Annotated in this window: 19 protein-coding genes; 12 read left to right on the forward strand and 7 right to left on the reverse strand. The window is 42.1% G+C overall.

The window, feature by feature from the left end; genetic code table 11:
- Window positions 1-51: 51 nt before the first annotated feature.
- The 3 genes from QF042_RS16990 to QF042_RS17000 are packed head-to-tail and all read right to left on the reverse strand — an operon-like array spanning window position 52 to window position 6,031.
- Window positions 52-891: an endonuclease/exonuclease/phosphatase family protein gene (locus QF042_RS16990; protein WP_307530519.1), complete on the reverse strand. Its 840-nt coding sequence runs from the start codon at window positions 889-891 to the stop codon at window positions 52-54.
- A gap of 25 nt (window positions 892-916) precedes the next feature.
- Window positions 917-2,698 (reverse strand): RagB/SusD family nutrient uptake outer membrane protein, encoded by a 1,782-nt coding sequence (locus QF042_RS16995; RefSeq protein ID WP_307530521.1) that lies wholly within the window; start codon window positions 2,696-2,698, stop codon window positions 917-919.
- 24 nt (window positions 2,699-2,722) lie between these two features.
- Window positions 2,723-6,031 (reverse strand): TonB-dependent receptor, encoded by a 3,309-nt coding sequence (locus tag QF042_RS17000; protein ID WP_307530523.1) that lies wholly within the window; start codon window positions 6,029-6,031, stop codon window positions 2,723-2,725.
- A 441-nt stretch (window positions 6,032-6,472) separates the two neighbouring features.
- Between QF042_RS17000 and QF042_RS17005 the strand changes: the two genes are divergently transcribed.
- The 10 genes from QF042_RS17005 to QF042_RS17050 all read left to right on the forward strand — a co-directional run bounded on the left by QF042_RS17005 (window position 6,473) and on the right by QF042_RS17050 (window position 14,378).
- On the forward strand, window positions 6,473-7,531 hold the full coding sequence (locus QF042_RS17005; RefSeq protein WP_307530525.1) for a choloylglycine hydrolase family protein: 1,059 nt from the start codon (window positions 6,473-6,475) through the stop codon (window positions 7,529-7,531).
- A gap of 337 nt (window positions 7,532-7,868) precedes the next feature.
- Window positions 7,869-8,852, forward strand: coding sequence for a helix-turn-helix transcriptional regulator (locus tag QF042_RS17010; protein ID WP_307530527.1), 984 nt, complete (start codon window positions 7,869-7,871; stop codon window positions 8,850-8,852).
- 119 nt (window positions 8,853-8,971) lie between these two features.
- Complete coding sequence (locus QF042_RS17015; protein ID WP_307530529.1) at window positions 8,972-9,223, forward strand: hypothetical protein; 252 nt, start codon at window positions 8,972-8,974, stop codon at window positions 9,221-9,223.
- A gap of 178 nt (window positions 9,224-9,401) precedes the next feature.
- Entirely contained in the window at window positions 9,402-10,325 is a 924-nt protein-coding gene (locus QF042_RS17020) for an NADP-dependent oxidoreductase (RefSeq protein WP_307530531.1), read from the forward strand.
- A gap of 184 nt (window positions 10,326-10,509) precedes the next feature.
- Window positions 10,510-10,641, forward strand: coding sequence for a hypothetical protein (locus QF042_RS17025; protein WP_307530533.1), 132 nt, complete (start codon window positions 10,510-10,512; stop codon window positions 10,639-10,641).
- Window positions 10,642-10,712: 71 nt separating this feature from the next.
- Window positions 10,713-11,786, forward strand: coding sequence for an alkene reductase (locus tag QF042_RS17030; protein ID WP_307530535.1), 1,074 nt, complete (start codon window positions 10,713-10,715; stop codon window positions 11,784-11,786).
- Between the two features lie 29 nt (window positions 11,787-11,815).
- On the forward strand, window positions 11,816-12,277 hold the full coding sequence (locus QF042_RS17035; protein WP_307530537.1) for a hypothetical protein: 462 nt from the start codon (window positions 11,816-11,818) through the stop codon (window positions 12,275-12,277).
- 227 nt (window positions 12,278-12,504) lie between these two features.
- A complete protein-coding gene (locus QF042_RS17040) occupies window positions 12,505-12,894 on the forward strand; it encodes an MmcQ/YjbR family DNA-binding protein (RefSeq protein WP_307530540.1) in 390 nt (129 codons plus the stop codon).
- A 13-nt stretch (window positions 12,895-12,907) separates the two neighbouring features.
- Window positions 12,908-13,276 carry an MmcQ/YjbR family DNA-binding protein gene (locus QF042_RS17045; protein WP_307530542.1) on the forward strand — a complete coding sequence of 123 codons (369 nt, stop codon included), beginning with the start codon at window positions 12,908-12,910 and terminating at the stop codon, window positions 13,274-13,276.
- An 85-nt stretch (window positions 13,277-13,361) separates the two neighbouring features.
- On the forward strand, window positions 13,362-14,378 hold the full coding sequence (locus QF042_RS17050; RefSeq protein WP_307530543.1) for an Atu2307/SP_0267 family LLM class monooxygenase: 1,017 nt from the start codon (window positions 13,362-13,364) through the stop codon (window positions 14,376-14,378).
- 92 nt (window positions 14,379-14,470) lie between these two features.
- Here the strand turns inward: QF042_RS17050 and QF042_RS17055 are convergent, their stop codons facing one another.
- The 3 genes from QF042_RS17055 to QF042_RS17065 are packed head-to-tail and all read right to left on the reverse strand — an operon-like array spanning window position 14,471 to window position 17,932.
- A complete protein-coding gene (locus QF042_RS17055; RefSeq protein ID WP_307530546.1) occupies window positions 14,471-16,156 on the reverse strand; it encodes an ATP-binding protein in 1,686 nt (561 codons plus the stop codon).
- A 5-nt stretch (window positions 16,157-16,161) separates the two neighbouring features.
- Entirely contained in the window at window positions 16,162-16,602 is a 441-nt protein-coding gene (locus QF042_RS17060; RefSeq protein ID WP_307530548.1) for a response regulator, read from the reverse strand.
- A 4-nt stretch (window positions 16,603-16,606) separates the two neighbouring features.
- Complete coding sequence (locus QF042_RS17065; protein ID WP_307530550.1) at window positions 16,607-17,932, reverse strand: ATP-binding protein; 1,326 nt, start codon at window positions 17,930-17,932, stop codon at window positions 16,607-16,609.
- A 591-nt stretch (window positions 17,933-18,523) separates the two neighbouring features.
- Between QF042_RS17065 and QF042_RS17070 the strand changes: the two genes are divergently transcribed.
- Window positions 18,524-19,819, forward strand: a complete 1,296-nt coding sequence (locus tag QF042_RS17070; protein ID WP_307526004.1) for an IS110 family transposase — start codon at window positions 18,524-18,526, stop codon at window positions 19,817-19,819.
- A gap of 147 nt (window positions 19,820-19,966) precedes the next feature.
- On the opposite strand, the gene QF042_RS17075 is transcribed toward QF042_RS17070, so the two are convergent.
- Window positions 19,967-21,046: a PAS domain-containing sensor histidine kinase gene (locus QF042_RS17075; protein WP_307530552.1), complete on the reverse strand. Its 1,080-nt coding sequence runs from the start codon at window positions 21,044-21,046 to the stop codon at window positions 19,967-19,969.
- Between the two features lie 524 nt (window positions 21,047-21,570).
- Here QF042_RS17075 and QF042_RS17080 point away from each other — a divergent pair.
- Complete coding sequence (locus QF042_RS17080) at window positions 21,571-21,948, forward strand: response regulator (protein WP_307530554.1); 378 nt, start codon at window positions 21,571-21,573, stop codon at window positions 21,946-21,948.
- Window positions 21,949-22,015 lie beyond the last annotated feature (67 nt).

Genomic DNA, 22,015 nt, shown 5'->3' on the forward strand with positions numbered 1-22,015 from the left:
ACAACCTCCTTTTAACTCGTATACCGCAATGCAACGGCAAGTAAGTTTTTACTATTTCAGTTCAACTTCTGCCAATACCGGAAAATGATCTGAAGGAAACTTACCAAAATAAGTATCAGTCAAAATGCCCCACCTGGTTGCTGTAAATTGCTTGCTCATAAAAATATGATCAATTACACTTTGCCCACGTGGAGTACGGAACCCATTTGAGGATGAATTATTAGCATAGGGAAACTTAACTTTTGAATATACATCTGATAAAACACCTGAAGTCGCGATGCTTTGATACCATTCGCTGTCTCTCCCGCCATTTAAATCGCCGGTTAACAATGCTGGTGCAGCGCCGGCAATTTCAGCAATCTTTTTTAATATCAGTTTACTGCTTTCTTTGCGGGCAATACCCCCCTGGTGATCATAATGCACGTTAAAGGTGTAAAACTTCTTTTTGGTTTGTACATCTTCAAGGAACACCCATGAGCAAATTCTATTGCAGCAGGTGGCGTCCCATCCTTTCCCAGGTTGATCAGGAGTTTCAGATAGCCAAAAATCACCACTTTTAAGTAAGTTAAAACGGTCTTTACGATAAAAAATAGCAGAATGCTCGCCTCCATCCTTACCATCATCTCTTCCCTTGCCATATCGGGCGTATTCTGGAAGGGCGTTAGAAATATCATCCAACTGGTTCTTTAAACCTTCCTGAATTCCAAGTACATCGAAATTATGAAAGCGGATAAGGCTAGAAACAACAGGTGCCCTATTTACCCATAAGTTACCTGAATCGGCAGGATTATCGTAACGGATATTAAAGGTACCAACGGTAATCTGCTGCGCTTTCACCATCAATGTGGTAAAGGATAACAAGGTTGCAGCTAATAATAATTTTATTTTCATCTTTATTTATCTGTAAAATCAGTCATTATTCCCATCCTGGGTTTTGTTTCAGGTTAGGGTTTCGTTGAAGATCGCTTAACGGAATTGGATAATAATAATTTCGCTCATTCCATTTCCGTGGAATTTCTTTCATCCAGGTGAGTTCGCCTGAACTGCCGTTCTTTAACAATTGCGAATTGGCAGCAGCACCAATAGTTGCAGAAACATCAACATAAGTTACGCTAGCTACTCCAGGTGTTGGGCGTGTACCCTGATAAAACGCAACATCCAGAATACCATCTTCATTTAAATCCATAGGGGTATTTAAAGCAGGTACGTAGAAACCGTTCCATTCCTGTTCCATCAAAGGGCCTCTTTTCCACCTCATTAAATCAGCATAACGTAGTCCTTCCAGGCTTAACTCTATGCCACGTTCTCTCCTGATTTCCAGTAAGGTGGCATCAGTAATCCCTGGAAAATAATTGGCCGTTAAATAAGGGTCGGCAAAGGTTGGTTTGATACTTAAACCTCCGGTAATTCCGGCTCTCGATCGTAGCACACCAATAGTCAAAGCCCATTCAGCGTCTGTTAGCGTGCCTAACTCAGCTTTTGCCTCTGCGTAATTGAGCAACACTTCTGCATAGCGAAATAATGCAATTGCATTGGTATTTAAGGCTCCAGCATCAAAGTAAGTATCATCAAGGGTGTATTTAATCGGCTGATAACCTGTAAAGGTATAAGAGAAAACTGGTGGTGCAGGTATCTGTTGTCCACTACTTATTCTTTTATAATCGCCTAAACGGATGGTTTGTTTTAATCTTAAATCACGATTTTTCACCTCATCCTTAAACAGCATTGTACGATATGCCGGATCATTGGTATATGGTGTGCCATCCAGTTTTAGAAAGGTATTAATAAAGGTACGGGTAAAACTTGCTTTTGCACCGTAGGTACCACTAGTCCACCACCAATTGGCTTCATTCAATACGCCAAGGTTAACATCTGCAACAGCAGCCTGGAGTACTTCATTTGTTAATGGCGTATTGCTGGTAAATACCTGGCGGTAAGATGCCCCAGCACCTCCGGCCGTATTGAGTGAATAACCACCCTTTTTAATAATCTCATCGGCAGCTGAGGCAGCATCTTCCAGCCATTTGTTTGCAGTTGCATCCAAACTTAGCTCGGTATGGTATTTCCTGTATGTACCTTCAAAAAGGCAGATCCGGGATTTGTAGGCATAAGCTACCCATTTAGTAATCGTGGTGCGACTGGCATCATTGGTAGCCAGAATGTTTGCACAGGCAAAATTGATGTCGGCCAGTACTGAATCCATCACCAGCTCTCTTTTATTTCTGCCTGCATTTAATGCCGGATCGTCAATATCTAAGGGCTTGTTAATCCAGGGCACATCGCCAAAACGCTTTACTTTTTCCATATAAAAATAAGCACGGAAATAACGTGCTATCCCCAGATAGTTATTGCGAACAGTTGGCGATACAGCTGGATCATTACAGTTTTCTATAAAATAATTAATGTTCCTTAAATCCCTCCAGGTCCAGCCAGAGCTATTATTGGCGGCAAAACCACCTTCCCGGATAAAGTCAGGCACAGACTTCACCGCAAGATAATCGGACATGGCATCCTGGCTGGTAGAATTTTTGGGAAGAAAATCCATACCATAAAAGGAATTGGTATATAATTTAAGCCCGTTCTCTGTCCCGAAAACTGCTTTTTTAGAGGCTGTAGATTCTGGTTGCTGATCTAACTTTTTGCAGGCCGCCAAAGCCAGGCAGGCCAAAAGAATCCAGATATATTGTTTTTTCATCATTTCTATTATTTAGTAATCAATCGCCTAAAAACCAATGTTTAATCCAAAAGAGTAAGACTTCATCAAAGGATAGTTGTAACCATCACCATTTTTACTGTTTGGATTCAGGTCCTGATCAGAAGGCACTGCGTTTTCTACATCGATGGTATGTTTTACAATCTTGTACATCGGCGAATAAGTAAATAGGTTTTCGCCTGAGAAAAACACCTTCGCACTGCGTGCACCGATCTTGTTTATCCATTTGGTTGGCAGGTTATATCCCACCTGAAGATTTTTCATCCTTAGATAAGCCACATTTTGCAGGTACTTCGTTTGTGCCACACCAAGTGTACGATTGGTATTGCTTGATGCAGCCCTCGACATTGTTCTTGGGAAATAGGCATCAGTATGCTGTGGTGTCCACATATTGCCCAAATGAAAAGTTGGTATATTGTTATATGGCCTGTTATACTGCCCCCAGAACATTTCAGTTTCTGTGCTTGGGTACCATTGTTGTTTGCCTACCCCTTGAAAGAACACAGAAAATGAGATATTATGCCAATCTGCCCCCAGATTAATGCCATAAAGATATCGCGGCGCCGAGTTTCCGATGATTTTTCTATCTCCAGATTTACCTACCTTGTTCTCACCTACGTTGATAAAACCATCTCCATTCAGGTCTTTAAGCTTGATATCGCCAGCGAACCATTTGCCCGATGGAGACGCCCTCATTTGTGGATCCTGTTTCGCGTGAGCTGCTATATCCGCATCATCAATAAAGAAACCTTCGGTTTCATAGCCCCAAATTTCTCCCAAAGTCTGTCCTTCGTAGTAATCACTCAGTAACTTATCCGGATTATTGTATTTATCGATTTTAGTCTTGTTATCAGAAAGGGTTAGCCTCACATTATATCTAAAGGGCTTGTCTGATCTTCCGATCCGATCATTCCAGCCTACCGAAACTTCCCAGCCCCTGGTTGTTAAATCTGCATAGTTGCCTTTTGGAACATCTGCACCAAACACTGCAGGTGGGGTAAGGCCAAAAGTAAACATATCAGTAGTTTTACGGACATAAGCATCACCTGTAAAAGTCAAACGTCCTGAAAGCATGGTCAGATCCAAACCGAAGTTGGTCGTTGTAGAGGTTTCCCAGGTTAAGCCATCTGGCAGTACTGCCGGAATTTTGGTTGTTTGTGGTTTTACACCATTCAGAATAACATTAGATTGGCTGATATTGAAGATTTCCTGAAATGCATAAGAAGCAATATTACCATTTCCAAGGGATCCATAAGAAGCCCTTAATTTTAAATCAGAAATAAACTTATCGGATACTTTCCAGAAAGGCTCTTTATTAATCCGCCATCCTGCTGAAACTGATGGAAAAAATCCATAACGCTGATTTGAAGGGAATTTCGAAGATCCATCATAGCGTGCATTAACCTCTACCAGGTAACGATCTTTAAAAGCGTAATTTAATCTGGAAAAACCACCCAAAATTGCCCACTGTTCGTATCCCCCCTCCGTATTAATTGACTGACCCAAAGCAAGGTTGAGGTCTGTGGCATCTTCAAAAATAATCCCATTACGTTGAATGGCAACACGGTTATAAGTAGATTGCTCATAGTTGTAACCTGCCATTACTTTTAAATAATGATCAGCCCCGAAACGGTTTTCGAACTCGGCATAAATATTAGTGGCAAGGTAATTGGTTTCACGCTTATCGAACAACAGATCGTTAGTGGTTGTACCCACGTAGGCCGTTACCCCGCGTACATTGCTATAAGGCACCTGCACTCTTTTTTGGTCGATATCGTTATTGGTATTACGAAAGGTAAAATCAGCATTAACCCTTAATTTATTGTTTAAAAAATTGCTCCTTAAGCCTGTAATGTTCCTAAAAACCTGGCGTCGGGTGTCAATCCCATTCTTGCCATAGATAAAATCACCTACGGTATAGGCAGATGCAAAAGTTAATGATCCATCTGGATTAAATAAAGGCATTGTTGGTTTTCCTTCATCGGCAATGTTACGCCATATACCGCCACCCTCACCAACGTTAATTGGATTGTGATAATTCATTACAGAGTAATCGGCATTGTTTTCGATACTCAGCCAGGGAAAAACCTGAACAGAACCTCTTGCCCGGATATTTTTCATGTCATAATCATCGCTGTTGTATCTAAACAAACCGCCCTGATTTAAGAAACGACCTGAAACCAAAAATGAAGCTCTATCACCACCGCCACTTACCGACAGGTTATTTTCAAAGGCAGCAGTATTCTTTTTATACAATTCGGCATAATAATCGGTGCTACCATAATAAGTGTATTCTCCTGTAGTGGGGTTAACTTCAATCTGATTGTAAGGCTGACCAGATTCTACTCTTTTCTTAAATTCATCCAAATATGCCTGTGAGAATTTTTGGGTTTTATTTGCATTCTGTGGAAAAGCACCATCGCCATTTACAAAAGCTTCGGCAAACATTTTTGCCCAGGTGTAACCATCAGTTACATAATCTGGAACCTGTAGCGGGCTTTTAATAGCATAGTTGGATGAATATGAAATACTTGTGCGTCCTTTTTCAGCTTTTTTAGTCGTGATCAGCACAACCCCAAAAACACCTCTTGCACCATAAATAGCCGCAGAGGCAGCATCCTTTAAAATAGAGACACTTTCAACATCGTTAGGGTTAAGCAAACTCGGGTCTCCCTCAAAACCATCGATCAGGATCAGCGCGTTACCACCCTGGCCAATGGAAGTTGTACCCCTGATATTGTAGCTTGGTGACTGTGTGGGCTTACCATCCATCATTTTCAGATTTAGATTAGGAAGAAGTCCCTGAAGCCCCTGTGTAAGGTTGGTAATCGGTCTGTTCTCAATGCTCTTAGCCGTAATCTGGTCAACAGCGCCGGTTGCATTTTCCCTCTTCTGTGTACCATATCCCACAACAAGCACCTCGTTTAAACTTCCAGTCTCCCCTTTAAGGGTTACATTCAGCGTGATTGTTTCGTTGCTTTTCACCACAACTTTATTCAGGTTTACAGCCGTGTAAGAAATGAAACTTACCTGAATATTGTAGGTTCCGTCAGGAACATTTACGCTAAAGCTACCATCGGGTTTGCTCTGCACAATTTTGTTTAATTCCCTGATCAGTATGCTCGCACCTGGAAGCGGGTCGCCCTTTTCATCAACGACCCTACCACTGATGGTTCCTGTGCCTTGCTTTTTTATGGAATGGATTGCATTACCCCAATAAATCACAGCATTTGCAGGTACTGAGGTTGCACCGGATAAAATACTGGCCAATGACGCGCATAGCAAAAACTTCCGCTTAAGCAGTAAAGGTTTTTTCATGTTAATTAAAAATTAGTAATCGGTATTAAACCGTTTTAGTTTATATTCCTGGTCCCTTAGAATGGTGGCAAAGCTACTCGCCCTATGTAAACACTATATTAACTTACTTTAATTTTTAAAGCCGAAACGAATGAATTGCAGAATGAGGCAGCAATAATAAAGCTACATACAAAGGGAAACATACAATGAATAAAAAGAATCACATAGATATTGATCCAATGAATATCAATGAATAATCCATAAGCATACCTTAATGTGGGCAAGGGGGTAATAACCTATGTCCAAAAGCGAACAGGCTAAATCTTTTCAAGTATGCATGATACCGAAATATGCTTCTCTGTATTAAAGAAACATGGCTCTCTATCAAAAAACATTGTATTTTACATTACCTGAACGTATTATAAAACATTCAGTATTTGTATTAAAAAATATATAAAAATTATGTGCACAGGAATTCAACTTAGAACAACTAGCGGCGCGCCCATCTATGGCCGCACAATGGAATTTGCAACACCACTTCAGTCACAGGCACTGGTCATCCCAAAACAGGTTCAATTTACCGGGACCGGGGTACAGGGATTGCCTGGAAAAACATGGTCTTCACTGTATACCATTACCGGCCTGAACGGGCTCGGACTGGAGCGGATCATTGATGGAATCAATTCGGAAGGACTGTGTGTTGGCGCGTTTTACTTTGTAAATTATGCAGGCTATCAGCAGGTTGCTCCGGAAGATTCGGCTAACTCCATGTGTTCTGTCGATCTTCCTACCTATCTATTATCGACCTGTACCACGGTAGATGAAGTAAAAAGTGCGGTAACACAGATCCAGATAAACTCGAGTAACCCCAGCGGCACGGGTGCTGCTCTCCCCCTTCATTATAATGTACATGATCGGCTTGGCAATGTGCTGGTGATCGAATATGTTGGGGGAAACCTGAGTGTTCTTGAAAACCCGGTAGGTGTGCTCACCAATTCACCTGATTACAACTGGCACCTGACCAACCTGAGTAACTATGTAAACCTCAGCGCGACAGACATCGTATCATGGGAACTTAAAAGTGCTGTCGACCCGGCCAAAACAGTTTCGATCTTTCCCGCCGGACAGGGATCTGGTTTTCTCGGCCTTCCGGGAGATTACACTCCTCCATCACGTTTTATCCGCGCGGTGGCCTACTCGCAGTTTTCCTCACCGGTAGACACCAATCAGGATGCCATACTTCAGGCATTCCATATTCTTGATGCATTTGATATCCCATTGGGCACTATCATTGATCCTACAAGTAAAAACCCCGCAGAATATACCGAGTGGACGGTTGCAAGCGACCTTGTGGAAACCAAATTTTATTTCCATACCGAAGGAGACCGCACAATCCGGGTGATAGATCTGGCAAACTGGGCGTTCCAGGGCAGTAGAGTTGAGTACCTGAGCATCGATCAAGGCCCAACGATTATCAATATGGCAGATCTTCAAAAGACAGGTGATATTGTTGCATCATAACATCTCAAACAGATAGGTATCTGAAACAGCATAAATTCAGATAAATGGGGTCATGGCTTTATGGCCATCCCCATTTTCAAGCACCCATCACCCTTATTCATCTTAAGTTTTCAAGCAACAGATCACCACTCCAGTTTGTTTAAAACATCAAACTCTTATCTGAAATATCAACCAAGTTTTGAATACCGGCATTATTTATCAATACGGTCGTGAATAACTGATTGATCTGCGCATTATATGGAGGTTAATCGAAATCAAAAAACTAAAATATTAAGACAAAGCAATGTATTTTTAATAGCTTTACCCTAGCTCGAATCTATAATTGGTTATTCTAACTATGATTTTTGAATTTACGGCCGCTCCAGGTTTTGACTTTATTACATTGTTTGCAGCACAGATTAATGTGCCCGTTAGGGGCGGTTTACTGGAAATCCCCAAGGCATTGGGAGAAGGATATGTGCGCAAGGTCGGATTTGGAAACGATTTTAAATTAACCATTCATCGGTACATCCTGAAGGAAGATCTCATTATTAAGAGGAATCCTGCTAACGAGGCCAATGATGTGCGTACTCTTTTCTTTTATAACAATAAGGAAGACCTTGAGGTAAAATATAATAACGAGGAAAACATACCTTTTGCACAAAAAAATGATTCCTCTATACTCCTGTCAACCAATGACCTGCGCACAGAAATCCGCTTTCCAGCAGGCAGCAACATCCAGTATGTGGTTGTTGGAATTACAGCCAGCAGACTCAGGGCTATCCTGTCCATACAAAGCCCCAATAATATACTGCAGACCATTATGGCAGAGGAAGCCTCCTTTCTCTTTTTCGAGAACCTGGATCCCGAAATGCAACTACTGCTGAAAAACATTGTGTCTGTTGACATGAACAATATCTTAAACGGTTTTTATGTACAGATCAAGGTACAGGAATTAATGTACCTGCTTTTTAGCAAACTGTCGCTTAGGGAAGCCACTACATTTAAGAACATCAACAGCAGCGATGCAGAAAGACTTTTGCTCATTCGTAATGAAATCTTAAGTGATCTCAGCACTCCACCGGTTATCGGTGAGTTAGCTAATATTGCCTCGATGAGCGAGACTAAACTCAAGCAGCTCTTTAAGCAGACTTTTGGAGATACTATCTATAATTATTACCAAAGGGCAAGAATGGAGGAGGCTGCTTTTCTTTTAAAGCAAGCCAGACATTCAGTTTCCCAGGTTGGCTATGAACTGGGATTTTCAAACCTTAGCCATTTCAGCAGACTGTTTGAAAAGCAGTATGGCATTACACCAAAAAAATTCTCTTACACAGCTTAGCCGGTTACCAATCCGATTTCAATTCACTTCTCGTCGGATAAGACTATTCTTCCGCCTTTTAGGGTTATTTTACCCAGTTAATAGCCTATACTTTTGTTTGTATAGTTAGTATAGCAAAAATGAAAAAGTTATTTATCCCTTTTAAGAAAGGTTCCTTAAAGCTAAAAAACCACCTGGTTATGGCACCTATAACCAGGTGCAGGGCTATTATAGGTAACCTTCCGAATAAATTGATGGCCATATACTATGCACAGCGTTCGGGAGGTGGCATGATCGTAACCGAAGGCACCTCACCAAGTCCCGAGGGCCTGGGTTATCCGCGTATTCCCGGAATATACAACGATGAACAGTATGCGCATGAAAAAAGGTAACTGCACCTGTTCATGAGAACGGATCGAAGATTTTCATTCAGTTAAGGGGCTTTCTCGCCAATCCGGACTTTGTTAGCCGCACCAAAAACACATAAAATTAAATAAAGTTGATTTCAGCACCTTTTACTCAAGCGGTGTTGAGGGCTATACTGATTAATTCATATTATAATTCAAAATAATGAAAGCAATACAATACAGAGATTACGGAAGTTCAGCTGTTCTTGAACAGGTTGAAGTTCCGGCACCATTAATCCAAAATGGAAATGAGGTGTTGGTACAGGTTAAGGCAGCAGCTGTAAACCCAATAGACATTAAGATCAGAATGGGCTTTATGAAGACTATCCGCCCTGTGGAAATGCCATTTATTCCTGGTGGTGAAGCAGCAGGATTAGTAACCGCCGTTGGCAAGGATGTAACAAAATTTAAAGTGGGTGATGAAGTCATCGTGCTGGCTAAGGCAAATGGCTATGCGGAGTATGTGAAAGCAGATGAAAATTTTGTACTGCTAAAGCCTGAAGGACTATCATTTGCGGAGGCCGCATCAATTGGAGTAAACATAGGCACTGCACAGTCGGTACTATTTATAGCCGGGAAATTGAAAAAGGGGCAAAGCGTATTGATTCAGGGCGGAGCCGGTGCAGCCGGTGGTGCCATGGTACAGATGGCTAAAGCAGCCGGGGCTTATGTGATTGCAACCGCATCTGGAAAAGGTGTGGAGTTGGCACAAAGCCTTGGGGCAGACGAGGTGATCGATTACAAACTTCAGGAGGTGACGGAAGTGGTTAAGGATGTGGATCTGGTAGCAGATACTGCGGGTGGCGAAGCACAGGCAAAGCTTTTTCAGGCATTAAAGCCAGGCGGAACATTACTGAGCATTGTTGTACCACCGTCACAGGAACTTGCCGGCCAATACCAGGTGAAAGCAAGTTTTGTAGCTTCAACCATTTCCGCTCAAACCTTGGCACAGGGTATCGAACTGTTAAAGGCCGGAAAGTTCAGACCCATCGTTTCTAAAACATTTAAGCTTGCAGAAGCTGCTGATGCACAGGATTTCTTAACAGCGGGAGGCATAAACGGTAAGGTCATCCTTTTGATTGATTAAGTAGCTGATAATTTTAAAAAAAATCAATCAAAAGGAAGTCCTGGTGGCCGGTGCTACCGGATACCCAATGTCATTAAGTTAAGGAGAAAACAAAAACATTGTCATCCTGAGCCTGTCGAAGGACAAAAGTTTTTTTTGTTTTTCGATTACTTAAAAGGTCTTCGACAAGCTCAGACTAACAACAATGGCACTTAACTTAATGGCATTGACCGGGTACCTGGGAAATACCACCCAACGACAAAAAGAACTTTCCAGAGAACTGCCAACTGTTGAAGAAAGCGTAAAACATTACTGCCAGGATCGTGGATTAATTTAAGGCAGGGACATTATCAAATATTAAAATAAATCATTGGTGTTAGCACCGTTAAGTAAAATCGAGTAGAAAACATGAAATTATTAGAAAAAGTAGTCTTAGGGCAGCAAAGCCTAAAAAATGCCATTGCAATGGCGCCGATGACCCGGAGCCGTGCAAATAGCGAAGGTGTTGTACAGGATCTAACCGTATTATATTATACCCAACGCGTGGGTGCAGGGCTGATCATTACAGAAGCCATCAATATATCTGAACAGGCAATCGGTAGTCCATACACACCTGGGATATATAACCAGGAGCAGATTGAAGCATGGAAGAAAGTAACCCAATCTGTTCATGATCATGGTGGTATTATCTATGCTCAGCTTTGGCATACCGGCCGTGTCGGACATTCAGTGGATAAAAACGGGAACCTTCCTATTGCACCATCTGCAATCGGTATACAAGGTCAGCAGCATTTTACCTCCCAGGGGATGAAAGATTATGAAACGCCGTACGAGTTATCTAACCAGGAGATTAAAGAGATTGTAAAAGAGTATGGACAGGCGGCCACTAATGCACTGGAAGCCGGTTTTGATGGCGTAGAATTACACGCTGCATTCGGATACCTGCCTAATCAGTTTCTATCAGAAAGTGCAAACAAACGCCATGATGAATATGGTGGAAGTGTGGAAAACAGGAACCGTTTTGTAATCGAAGTGATGCAGGAACTGGTCCGTGCATCTGGCAGCGATAAGGTGGGAATCAAACTATCGCCAACCATCTATTATAACAATATTGAGAACAGCGACCCTGTGGCACAATTCAGTCCTTTAATCGAAGCATTAAATGACTTGCCGCTGGCCTATGTCCATCTGATGAATGGGATGTTTCCGCTTGACAACCATCCTCACTACCCTAAGAACGTGATTGAGACCTTTGGTACATTAAGTAATCATTTGGTTATCGCAAATGCCGGCTATAATAGAGAAACCGGCGAAGCAGAGCTGGAAAAGGGAATTGCCAAAATGATCTCCTATGGATCATCCTTTGTTGCCAACCCTGACCTTCCTGAAAGATTTAAGCAAAATGTAGCACTGAACCAGCCAGACCCAGCGACGATGTATGGTGGAGGTGAAAAAGGATATACAGATTATCCGTTTTCGTAAAACTGATTAGGTAGATAAACAGAATGACCATGACAACAGAAAAACCTGCTTACGAGCAACATTATACAGAAGAGGAACGCAAGCTTGCTGAACATATCATCGGCCTTGAAAAATCAGCACTTGACAAATGGTTCAATGGTGACACTTCTGGATACGAACAACTGTGGTCCAAGCGTAGCTTCACTTATTTTGACGCCGTTGTTACCGAACGTGTAGACGACCATTCTACCATTACCAGGTTTCTGGAAACGATTAAAGGCAAACTGTTTGCCGACAGCTTTGACTTTCGTAGTCCCCGTGTGCAAATGGGCCATGACATGGCCGTGCTTACCTTTCAGGTATTCGCAAAAACCACACTCATAGACATGGAATATAACTGCATCGAAGTTTATCAAAAAGAAGTAGATTTACAGTGGCGGGTAATTCATTCCACCTGGTCTTTTATCCGACCGATGGATAAGAAATTCGATGAAGCAAAAAATATTGTATAAGAGAAAATTCCAGACCATAGTATACCTAATGATCTAAAATAATGGCAGAGCGGGAATAATTGATTCCATTAATGATCATAAATTAGATCGTTGGTTTACATCAAAAGAGCAGCCTTAACTTAATGCCGTATCTGGGCATAAGCCCATATTAATGGCGACCATTTGGCCGTTATTATACGATGAAGGGGAAAACGGATTAGCATTTAGGAATTAAAAATTAAAATGATATGAATGCAGAAACCTTAAGGGAATATTGTCTTTCATTTGAGGGCGTTACCGATAAAATGGCTTTTACAAAGGCAAGTGCTGAATATGACAGGAACCTGTTGGCTTTTTATGTGAAAGAAAAATGGTTCTGTTTTTTCAATGTAGACGAGTTTGATTTTTGCACTTTAAAATGTGACCCTGAGGAGTCAAAAATACTCCAGGATAAATACCAGGGTATCACCCCTGGTTACCATATGAATAAAAAACATTGGATCAGTGTCCATTTTAACAAAGATGTGCCAGATAAACTCATCAAAACATTATTAAAAAAATCATATGAGCTGGTGGTAGCCTCTTTGACCAAGGCCGAAATACATGACCTGGAAGATGATGCCCGCGGGCATGAATAGAGAATAGATTAGGATGAACATTGAGCAATTTCGTGAGTTTTGTTTGTCATTTGAGCAGTCTGTGGAAGGGATGCCCTTTAATGCTTTCTTCAAAAATTCGAAAGCAATTCTGGTATTTTACGCCGGTAAGAAAATGTTCTGCCTTTTCGATATTGACTCGTTTGACCGCATTACGATCAGATGCGCAGCGGAAAGGATTGAGCAGCTAAAGGAAAGATATGCCGCGATTGAAAAACCCATTAACCTGAGTCATAAATCATGGATCAGTATAAAATTTGATACAGATATGCCAGATGGGAAGATACTACTGATGGTAAAAGATTCTTATCATCTGGCAATCGCTTCGATGACGAAAAAAGAGCGGCAGTATTTCCAAAAATGAAATTACGCAGTTGCACTATTTATCAGCTGAGGTATCTGGTATGAATTCATAAATGGTCAAATCAATATAAAAAGAAACAAACATCATGGAAATAGGAATTGATAGTTTTGCCTCTGCAATGTACGGAAGCAACGCGCTCAGCAGCGTTGATGCAATGGAACAGTTGCTGGAGAGAATTAATGTAGCCGATCAGGCAGGACTGGATATTTTTGGCATTGGAGAACACCATAAAAAAGAATTTCTGGACTCAGCCCCGGCAGTAATCCTGGCAGCCGCTGCAGCAATGACCAAACGGATCCGCCTTTCCAGTGCAGTAACAGTGCTGAGTACGTCGGATCCGGTACGCGTTTACCAGGCATTTGCTACGTTAGATCTCATCTCAAAAGGAAGGGCAGAATTAGTGGTTGGAAGAGGATCAGCCATTGATGCCTATCCCCTTTTCGGCTTCAACCTGGAGGACTATGATGCCTTGTTCAGGGAGAAACTAGATCTCCTTTTAAAAATCAGAGACCAGGAATTTGTAACATGGTCTGGTCGGTTCAGGCCCGCATTGAACAACCAACCCATTTATCCAAGGGCCCTACAGCAAAACATCCCGATCTGGTTAGGCGTCGGCGGAACGCCTGAATCATTTGTCAGGGCTGGCACCCTGGGGCTTCCATTAATGGTTGCCGTTATCGGGGGCGAGACCGCACGTTTTCGTCCATTGGTAGACCTCTACCGTAAGGCAGGTGCAGATGCTGGCTTTAAACCAGAACAGTTGAAGGTGGGACTACATTCTCCCGGTTATGTTGCGGCAAACACATCACTGGCAATTGAGGAATATTATCCTGGCTATGCCAAGCTTTGGACCGAAGCCGGAAAACAACGTGGCTGGCCACCTGTTACGAGAGCCGGGTTTAACCAGGCCATTAGTGATGAAGGAGTACTTGTTGTGGGCGGTCCTGAAGAGGTTGCCCAAAAATTGATCAGGCATAGTGAGGCGCTGGGTGGGATCGACAGGTTTACCTTTCAGATGGATAACGCCGGATTATCACATCAACAACTGATCAGTGCCATACAATTGATAGGCAAAAAAGTAATGCCTTTAGTAAATGGATAAATCAGGTAAAAAAACTATTTAAAACAAAAGGTGATGGATTCTAAAACACCCGTCACCTTCATAAATGCCATAAGGCTTGTTGATGATTTTGTTCATCCCTTTGATCGTAATTGCAAGTCATTGGGCGTAAGCATTGCCTGGGCATGTACCGATGCCCGATCCGGCAAACTGTCTGTAAATTCTTGCTTATTTTCAAAAACCGGCAAAGTAAACCAGAACGCCGTACCTACGCCAGGTTCACTGTCCACGCCGATCTGACCACCATGTTTTTTGATGATTTCTTCGCAGATGTAAAGCCCAAGTCCAAGTCCTGAATGGGTACCGCCAGTACTGTCGACCTTATAATATCTGTCAAACAAATAACTGAGGTTTTCAGGTCTGATACCTGGCCCCTTGTCGATTACCGATAACCTAACTACATCAGATTGTCTTTCGATTAGAATTTTTATTTTGCTGGACTTTGAAGCATATTTTATAGCGTTGTTTATAAAATTAGTCACCACCTGGCTTATCCTGACGGTGTCGGCGTAAACTTCAATAGTAGTATCACCCTGTACATCGACTGAATAAACCAGGTCATTTATCAGATTGTTACAGGAGTCATCGATACATTCAGCGAGGCTACACCTTTTTTGGTTGATTTGAAGCTGCCCGTCCTTTGCCATCCCGGTATTCAAAAGATCCTCGATCAGTGCGTTTACCTTCTCCAGCCCTTTATTTGCCTGTGCGATCAGCATAGGAAAGCGTGGTGAAGAAGGTTCGTTTTTGATCTTATCCAAAATCTGGAGGGATAATTTAAGAGCGGTAATCGGCGTTTTGAGTTCATGACTTGCAATGCTGATAAAATCGTCTTTTTGTTGCTGGAGAAGCCTTAGCTCATGAATATCTGTAGCTGTACCTATCCACATCACAATTTTTTCTGTTTCGTTAAGGATCGGCATCAGTCTTACCAGGTGCCATCTGTACTCCCCGTCAGAGCGAAGGATTCGGCTCTGAAATTCTCCACCCGCATTCCCTTCAAGAATTAGGTTATAAAGGCCCAAACTAACTTTCAGATCTGCCTTGTGAATGAGATTGTTAACCCTCAGCGCGCCTTTGCTTTTTTCAGACAAACCTGTATAATCAGACCAGCGGCTGTTGAAGTAAATCACCTTTCCTTCGGGAGAATTTGTCCAGGCGATCTGCGGAATCGTTTCCATCATGCTCCTAAACTGGTGCTCACTTTCGGCAAGCGCTTTGGTACGCTTTTCCACACGCAGTTCAAGATCTCTGTTCAGCTGGAAAAGTTTAAGATTTACCGATTCTACCTTCTCGCGTTCGGCGATCAGCAACCCGTTTGATATGAGCAACTCCTGCGTTTGGATCCGTAATTTTTCGGAGGTGAGCAGTTTATCCTTTCGCTCAAGCGAATCTTGTAAAGCACGCTTTATCTTTACCGGAAGGGTAAAGAGCTTCTCCTTTGATACGTAATCAGTTACGCCCTCTTTAATGAGCTCGACTGCATTTTCTTCGCCGATGACACCCGATATGATAATAAATGGGATATCGGCGTATTCACGCTGTTTAATCCTGAACGCCGTGACAGCATCAAAAGCAGGAAGAGAGAAGTCGGAGAGAATCAGATCCGGGTTAAAAACCAGCAGTGCGTGTTCGAAGGCTGGTCTGGTATGTATAATTTCCACATGGAATGAGATACCGGATCTTTTGATTTCCCGGCAGATCAGGTCAGCATCACTTTTGTTGTCCTCAACAATAAGTATTTTTAAGGGGGCAGCCATTTTTATTAACCTGGAAGCTTGTTCAATACCATCCAATAGAGTCCAATCTCTCGTATGGCGTTAAAAAAATTGTCACTATCAACGGGTTTTACAATATAACTGTTCGCACCCAACGCGAAGCATTTCTCTATATCCGGACCTTCGTTTGAGGAGGTAAGCATAACTACGGGAATAGACCTAAGGTGCGGATCTGACTTGATTTTTTCCAAAACCTGTATTCCTGACACTTTGGGCATTTTAACATCTAACAGGATTAATTTGGGTAGATCGTTCTGATTCCTGCTGCTGTAAATCCCTTTACAGTAGAAGAAATCCAGCGCCTCCGCTCCATTCGTTAAATGGTGAAGCTTATTTGTAAATCCACTTTTCTTAAGTGCGCGTATGGTTAGGTTCGCATCGTCCTTGCTGTCTTCCACAAATAGTATTTCAATATTATCGTAGTTCATTGTTTTAAATATAAGAGGCTTTTTGCAGGCTAAAATAGAAGCAGCTGCCTTCGTTCAGTATTGATTCGGCCCATGTGGCTCCATTATGCCGGGATATTATTTTTTGTACTATCGCTAGACCGATGCCCGTACCTTCGAATTCCTCCTGGGCGTGCAGGCGCTGGAATACACCAAAAAGCTTGTCGTAGTACTGCATATCAAAGCCTGCACCCTCATCTTTTACATAATAAGTAACCATGTTGTTTTCTGAAGTAGCCCCGATCTGGATAGTTGTGTTTTTCTTTTGCCCAGAGTACTTAATGGCATTGGAGATTAAATTAATCCACACCTGTTTAATCAGTGACTTATCCCCTTTGGCTTCAGGTAATAGACTGATATTAAATTTGGGCATACTTTCGTTCTCCACCGGGACGAGTTCCCGAAGTACCGTTTCCAGCAGGTCATTCATGTCAAGCTGTGCAAATGCAACCTCTTTTCTACCGAGTTTGGAAAAAGCAAGGAGGTCATCAATCAACCGTCCCATTTTTTTTGAATTATCAATTATGGATTGCAGGACAAGTTTGCCCTCTAAATCGAATCGGTCTCCATAATCTTCATCAATTATTTTTGTATATCCATTGATCGCCCTGATGGGTGCTCTAAGATCATGCGAAACGGAATAAGAAAATGATTCCAGTTCTTTGTTCGCTTCCACGAGTTGTGCAGTACGCTCAATAACTTTCTGCTCCAGTTCTTCATTCAGCATGCGGATATCTTCCTGCGCTTCTTGTAGTTCCCTGTTGGCAGTAAGAAGTTCTTTGGCCCTTTTCTCTTTTTCCTCGTTCTGGAAGGCCAGCTCTTTGTTAGCGATAACAAGCTCCGCTGCACGCTCCTCCTTTTCCCGGTTCTGGTAAATCAGTTCCTGGTTTGCAATGACGAGCTCACTGGCTCTTTTCTCCTTTTCCTCGTTCTGAAAGGCAAGTTCCTTGTTGGCTATTGCAAGTTCCGCAGCACGTTCCTCCTTCTCCCGGTTCTGGTAAATCAGTTCCTGATTTGCAATGACGAGTTCGCTGGCTCTTTTCTCTTTTTCCTCGTGTTGAAAGGCAAGCTCCTTGTTGGCTATAGCAAGTTCCGCTGCACGGTTCTCTTTCTCTTCGTTCTGAAAAGCTATTTCCCTGTTTGCGATGATCAGTTCTTCTGAATCGGTTTTATCAGTTGTCCGATGCAATGGTAGATAGATTAGTTGAAGACATATTGAATTGGTATTGTATAAAGCTAACATAATATTCCTGCCCGCCGCGTTTTTAATGGAAAGAATTTCCAGATTGATGTTGAGGAGGACAATCAACAATTAGAAATATTAAGGACAAACGACAGGAACTGCTTAATAGGGAAACTGCAAATAGGGATGTCTGTTAGGATATTTGGCTATTTAAATAACATTAGGAATCACAAAATCGCCTTTAAGTTAAAGGATAAATCGAAAAAAGATGTCATCTTGAGGGATAATTTAATAAAAATCAATATAAATGACATGAGATTTTAAGGAGATAAATATCCTCAGATTATCGTCATTGCGAGAAGGCTTTTCAGCCGACAGCCTGCCCCGATTTCGGGGAAACAATCTTTATAGCAGGATTACTAGCAGGAAAGATTGCTTCGTCGTTCCTCCTCGCAATGACGACCTTTCTATAGGAATCTGTCAATGGTAGAGGTTAGAATTTTTCAAATACAATGGAGGGTTGATGACAGATTCGTAACTTTATTAAGCCTTATGCAGTTTGGCTGTTTGTCGGTATAGTGCTTTTTGCCTGCATGGTAGTATGGTTCCTTCGGAGATGGTATTGGAGTTTGGAGCACCATTATTGGTTGCCCGCATGATAGCCTGCCTTGTATTTTCATCCCGTTGGGCATAAGGTTTTATATACTTATCGTCATTGATATGGAAATTATCCACAACAACTCCGCGGGGATCGATATCGGTTCAAGGAACATCTACATCAGCCCCGGCTATTCTGAGGTAAAGGTTTTTGGCACCTTTACCGGTGATTTTAGAGCAGCAGCGTCCTACCTGATAGAAAAGGGTACCCAGACCATTGCCATGGAAGCCACCGGTTCCTATTGGGTCATCTTATATGATATCCTTGTAGAACATGGATTTGATGTATGGCTGGTTGATGGGCGCCAGACCCGCCAAGTTCCCGGCCGCAAGACCGATGTTAAGGACTGCCAGTGGATCCAGCAGCTGCATAGCTATGGTCTGCTGAACCGATGCTTTGTTGCCCAGGGCGAGCTGAAGGAAGTAAGAGGTTATCAGCGTCTACGCGAGGACCATCTGCGCAGTGCGTCCATGCATATCAACCATATGCAGAAAGCAATGATCGAAATGAACATCCGTTTGCCTGAAGTGCTCGATCAGATACAGGGTGCTAGCGGCATTTCCATTATCCATGCTATATTAGAAGGTGAACGTGATCCACACAGACTGCTTTCACTGTGCCATGGGAGTATCTTGAAAAAGAAGTCAGCCGAGATTCTGGCCGCTCTTGAAGGCTTCTATACTGAGCGCGGACTTTTTGCCCTTAGGCAGGCCTACCAGGCTTATCAGTTTTACCAGATGCAGATTAGAGAATGTGACGCTGCCCTTAACGATATACTGTGTAAGATCAATCAGGATAAAGACCATCGTGAAGCTGGGCCACGCAAACCGGTACGGCACCATAAGCCACAGATTGATGAACTCGGCAGACACATGCTGGATCTGTTCGGAGGCAGGGATGCAACGGTACTGCCAGGTATTACCGATTATTCATGGCTGCAGATCTACAGCGAAACAGGAACAGACCTTGAGCGTTGGCCTTCTGAAAAACATTTCACGAGCTGGCTCGGGCTTTCTCCTGGCCAGAACCATTCGGGAAAAGCCAATAAAAGGCCTAAGAAAAAAGGACGTCCCAACGCAGGCCAGATATTCAGGCTATTGGCCCAGAGCCTACTAAAGAGCAAGAAGATTTCATTTGGGGCCTTTGGACGAAGACTTAAGGGACGCAAGGGCCCAATGATTGCGATAAAGGCCGTAGCCCGAAAAATCGCTGTACAGTACTGGAGGTTGATGGTTAAAGGGCAGGAGTTTGTTGATCAGGGCGTAGCTAATTACGAAGCGGTAATGATCAAACAAAAAGAAAAATACCTAAAAAAGCTAGCGCTGGAACTGAATTTACAAGTAATAGATCCTAAATGATAAACACATAAAACACTTATTATCAGATATATATAATATATGTCATTGATAGCGTAATCGAAAGGCATTTATTTGCGTTTGATCAACCTCAAGAAGTCTTCGACTACGCTCAGACTGTTATTTTCCTTTATTTTTTATACTGGATCATCAGGATAGTTCTTTGGGAAGATCTATAAAAAAGGTTGTCCCTGCATCCACTTCGCTTACAAACGAAATGGTTCCGTTGTGGAGTTCCACTATTTTCTTCGCAATTCCCAGGCCAAGTCCACCGGAAGGCTGACCATCCAATCCATCACGTAAAGCTTGTTTATCCGCATAAAATATACCAGATCTTATGCTCTCGGGAATACCGATACCATTATCACTTACAGATATCCTTACCGAATCACCTCTATCCAGAAGCTCCACAGCTATCTGTCCACCAAAATTCGTAAATTTAATCGCATTTGAAATCAGATTATTGATGACCTGCATGAATTTCATACTGTCAATGGCGATATATATTTTATCCTGCGATGAGCTAAAGTCAAACTGTCTTGAATCTGAAAGATTTGAACGTTTATAAAACCTGATCACATCCTGAATTTCCCAGACAAGGTCTGCTCGTTTCTTTTGAAGTTCAATAACAGACGACTTGAGGAATTCCTGATTTACCATGCTCCTGATCAGCTTCAGATTGCGTTCGCACATTTCCCTGATAAACTGTAAGGATTGCCCGAGCTTGATATCTCCTGGAGTGACCTCTTTCTCCAGCGAGGAGACAATCATTTTTATCATACCCAAGGGCTCCTTGATGTCATGACTGAGTACCTCCAGGGTAACATTTTTACGCGCATTAATCTGCTCTATATGAATTTTATTGTGATAGGCTACCGTAGAATCCTCAACGATAACGCAAGCTATCCTTCCTTCTGCCCACTTTGCCATGGCTATTGAGGTGCGGAAAAACTGTTCCTGACCTTCGTTGATTACCCTAAAGTCTACCTTAACAAAATCCTGGAGACTTAATTTAGCCAACTTCATTTTCAAATGGGTTTTATCATCTGCATGAATGAAATTCATTAAGAGCCGAGGGTCAGCTTTAATCAAATCTGCAGTTGATCCCAGGATATCTTCAAAAGCTGTATTTTGATACAATATTTTATTTTGCTCGATATCATAGATTACATAGCCGTCATCTGCCCGCTCACCCATTACACAGAATAGCTGATCTTTCAATATACCCATTTTAAGATTTTAAGTTAGTGGATGTAAGTAAAACACCTAAACTGATAGAATGTTTCCCGGCAACTACCTTAGGTATGAGCTTTACAAAAGGCAGTGATATTTGCTTCAGACAGACCAAAATGTAAAACCTTTCCTGCTGCGATCAGATCAGCAGCCTCTTCAATAGGTATGTTTGCATCCACACGCTGTCGACACAGAAGGTTTAATTTAAGTAATAACTATTTGGCTGTGGGGTCTCGGGAACATCCGTTTCCTTTAACAATTGTTTGATATTGATCTCTATTGTTGTGGCAATTGCTGTCATGGCGGTATCTGTCGGCTTATTGCTGAAAAGTAACGGGATCAATGGAAGCACCTTTATTTATTGTTCTATACGCCTAATTATTCCAGTCTTGAGAACAAAGCTCTTGAACATAATAGTAATCGTACTCATTAAATATTGACCGGTAGTTTTTTCTTGTTTTTTATTAATTATCTCTATTTTTATATCTGCATCAGGCCTCCCTAAAATGGTGCATTAGTGTATGGAAGAAGTTATAATGGTGCAGGACACCGACGAATCGATATTGGATGTTCTTAAAACAGCTCTTGAAATGGAAGGGTTTAAGGTCATCCCCATGCTACATTGTGATGACGACATCATTGATATGATTGATAAGAACAGGCCTCATGTAGTTTTGTTGGATATCCGTCTCACTAACAAAGACTGCGTGGATATATGCCAAAAAATAAAAGCAAAATATCCCCATCTTCCGGTAATTGCTTTAAGCTGTAATGTAAATATCAGGGAGAAATACGCAAAAGACGGCTTTGACGGCTATATAGAAAAACCCTTTGATATTGACCTATTATACAAGATAATACGTTCGCATCTACCGCACACTTCATGCAACGTAGATTAGCAATTACATACCCAAAAATAGCGGCATGATCAGCTTATTTGCCAGGCGGAGGACATTCTCCATTTGC

Origin of the sequence: Pedobacter sp. W3I1, from assembly GCF_030816015.1 — a bacterium.
Taxonomy (GTDB): domain Bacteria; phylum Bacteroidota; class Bacteroidia; order Sphingobacteriales; family Sphingobacteriaceae; genus Pedobacter.

Bases quoted from the DNA above. Each gene is read 5' to 3' on its own strand.
- QF042_RS16990 (WP_307530519.1), bottom strand. From the start codon at position 891: ATGAAAATAAAATTATTATTAGCTGCAACCTTGTTATCCTTTACCACA.
- QF042_RS16995 (WP_307530521.1), bottom strand. From the start codon at position 2,698: ATGATGAAAAAACAATATATCTGGATTCTTTTGGCCTGCCTGGCTTTG.
- QF042_RS17000 (WP_307530523.1), bottom strand. From the start codon at position 6,031: ATGAAAAAACCTTTACTGCTTAAGCGGAAGTTTTTGCTATGCGCGTCA.
- QF042_RS17005 (WP_307530525.1), top strand. From the start codon at position 6,473: ATGTGCACAGGAATTCAACTTAGAACAACTAGCGGCGCGCCCATCTAT.
- QF042_RS17010 (WP_307530527.1), top strand. From the start codon at position 7,869: ATGATTTTTGAATTTACGGCCGCTCCAGGTTTTGACTTTATTACATTG.
- QF042_RS17015 (WP_307530529.1), top strand. From the start codon at position 8,972: ATGAAAAAGTTATTTATCCCTTTTAAGAAAGGTTCCTTAAAGCTAAAA.
- QF042_RS17020 (WP_307530531.1), top strand. From the start codon at position 9,402: ATGAAAGCAATACAATACAGAGATTACGGAAGTTCAGCTGTTCTTGAA.
- QF042_RS17025 (WP_307530533.1), top strand. From the start codon at position 10,510: ATGGCACTTAACTTAATGGCATTGACCGGGTACCTGGGAAATACCACC.
- QF042_RS17030 (WP_307530535.1), top strand. From the start codon at position 10,713: ATGAAATTATTAGAAAAAGTAGTCTTAGGGCAGCAAAGCCTAAAAAAT.
- QF042_RS17035 (WP_307530537.1), top strand. From the start codon at position 11,816: ATGACAACAGAAAAACCTGCTTACGAGCAACATTATACAGAAGAGGAA.
- QF042_RS17040 (WP_307530540.1), top strand. From the start codon at position 12,505: ATGAATGCAGAAACCTTAAGGGAATATTGTCTTTCATTTGAGGGCGTT.
- QF042_RS17045 (WP_307530542.1), top strand. From the start codon at position 12,908: ATGAACATTGAGCAATTTCGTGAGTTTTGTTTGTCATTTGAGCAGTCT.
- QF042_RS17050 (WP_307530543.1), top strand. From the start codon at position 13,362: ATGGAAATAGGAATTGATAGTTTTGCCTCTGCAATGTACGGAAGCAAC.
- QF042_RS17055 (WP_307530546.1), bottom strand. From the start codon at position 16,156: ATGGCTGCCCCCTTAAAAATACTTATTGTTGAGGACAACAAAAGTGAT.
- QF042_RS17060 (WP_307530548.1), bottom strand. From the start codon at position 16,602: ATGAACTACGATAATATTGAAATACTATTTGTGGAAGACAGCAAGGAC.
- QF042_RS17070 (WP_307526004.1), top strand. From the start codon at position 18,524: ATGGAAATTATCCACAACAACTCCGCGGGGATCGATATCGGTTCAAGG.
- QF042_RS17075 (WP_307530552.1), bottom strand. From the start codon at position 21,046: ATGGGTATATTGAAAGATCAGCTATTCTGTGTAATGGGTGAGCGGGCA.
- QF042_RS17080 (WP_307530554.1), top strand. From the start codon at position 21,571: ATGGAAGAAGTTATAATGGTGCAGGACACCGACGAATCGATATTGGAT.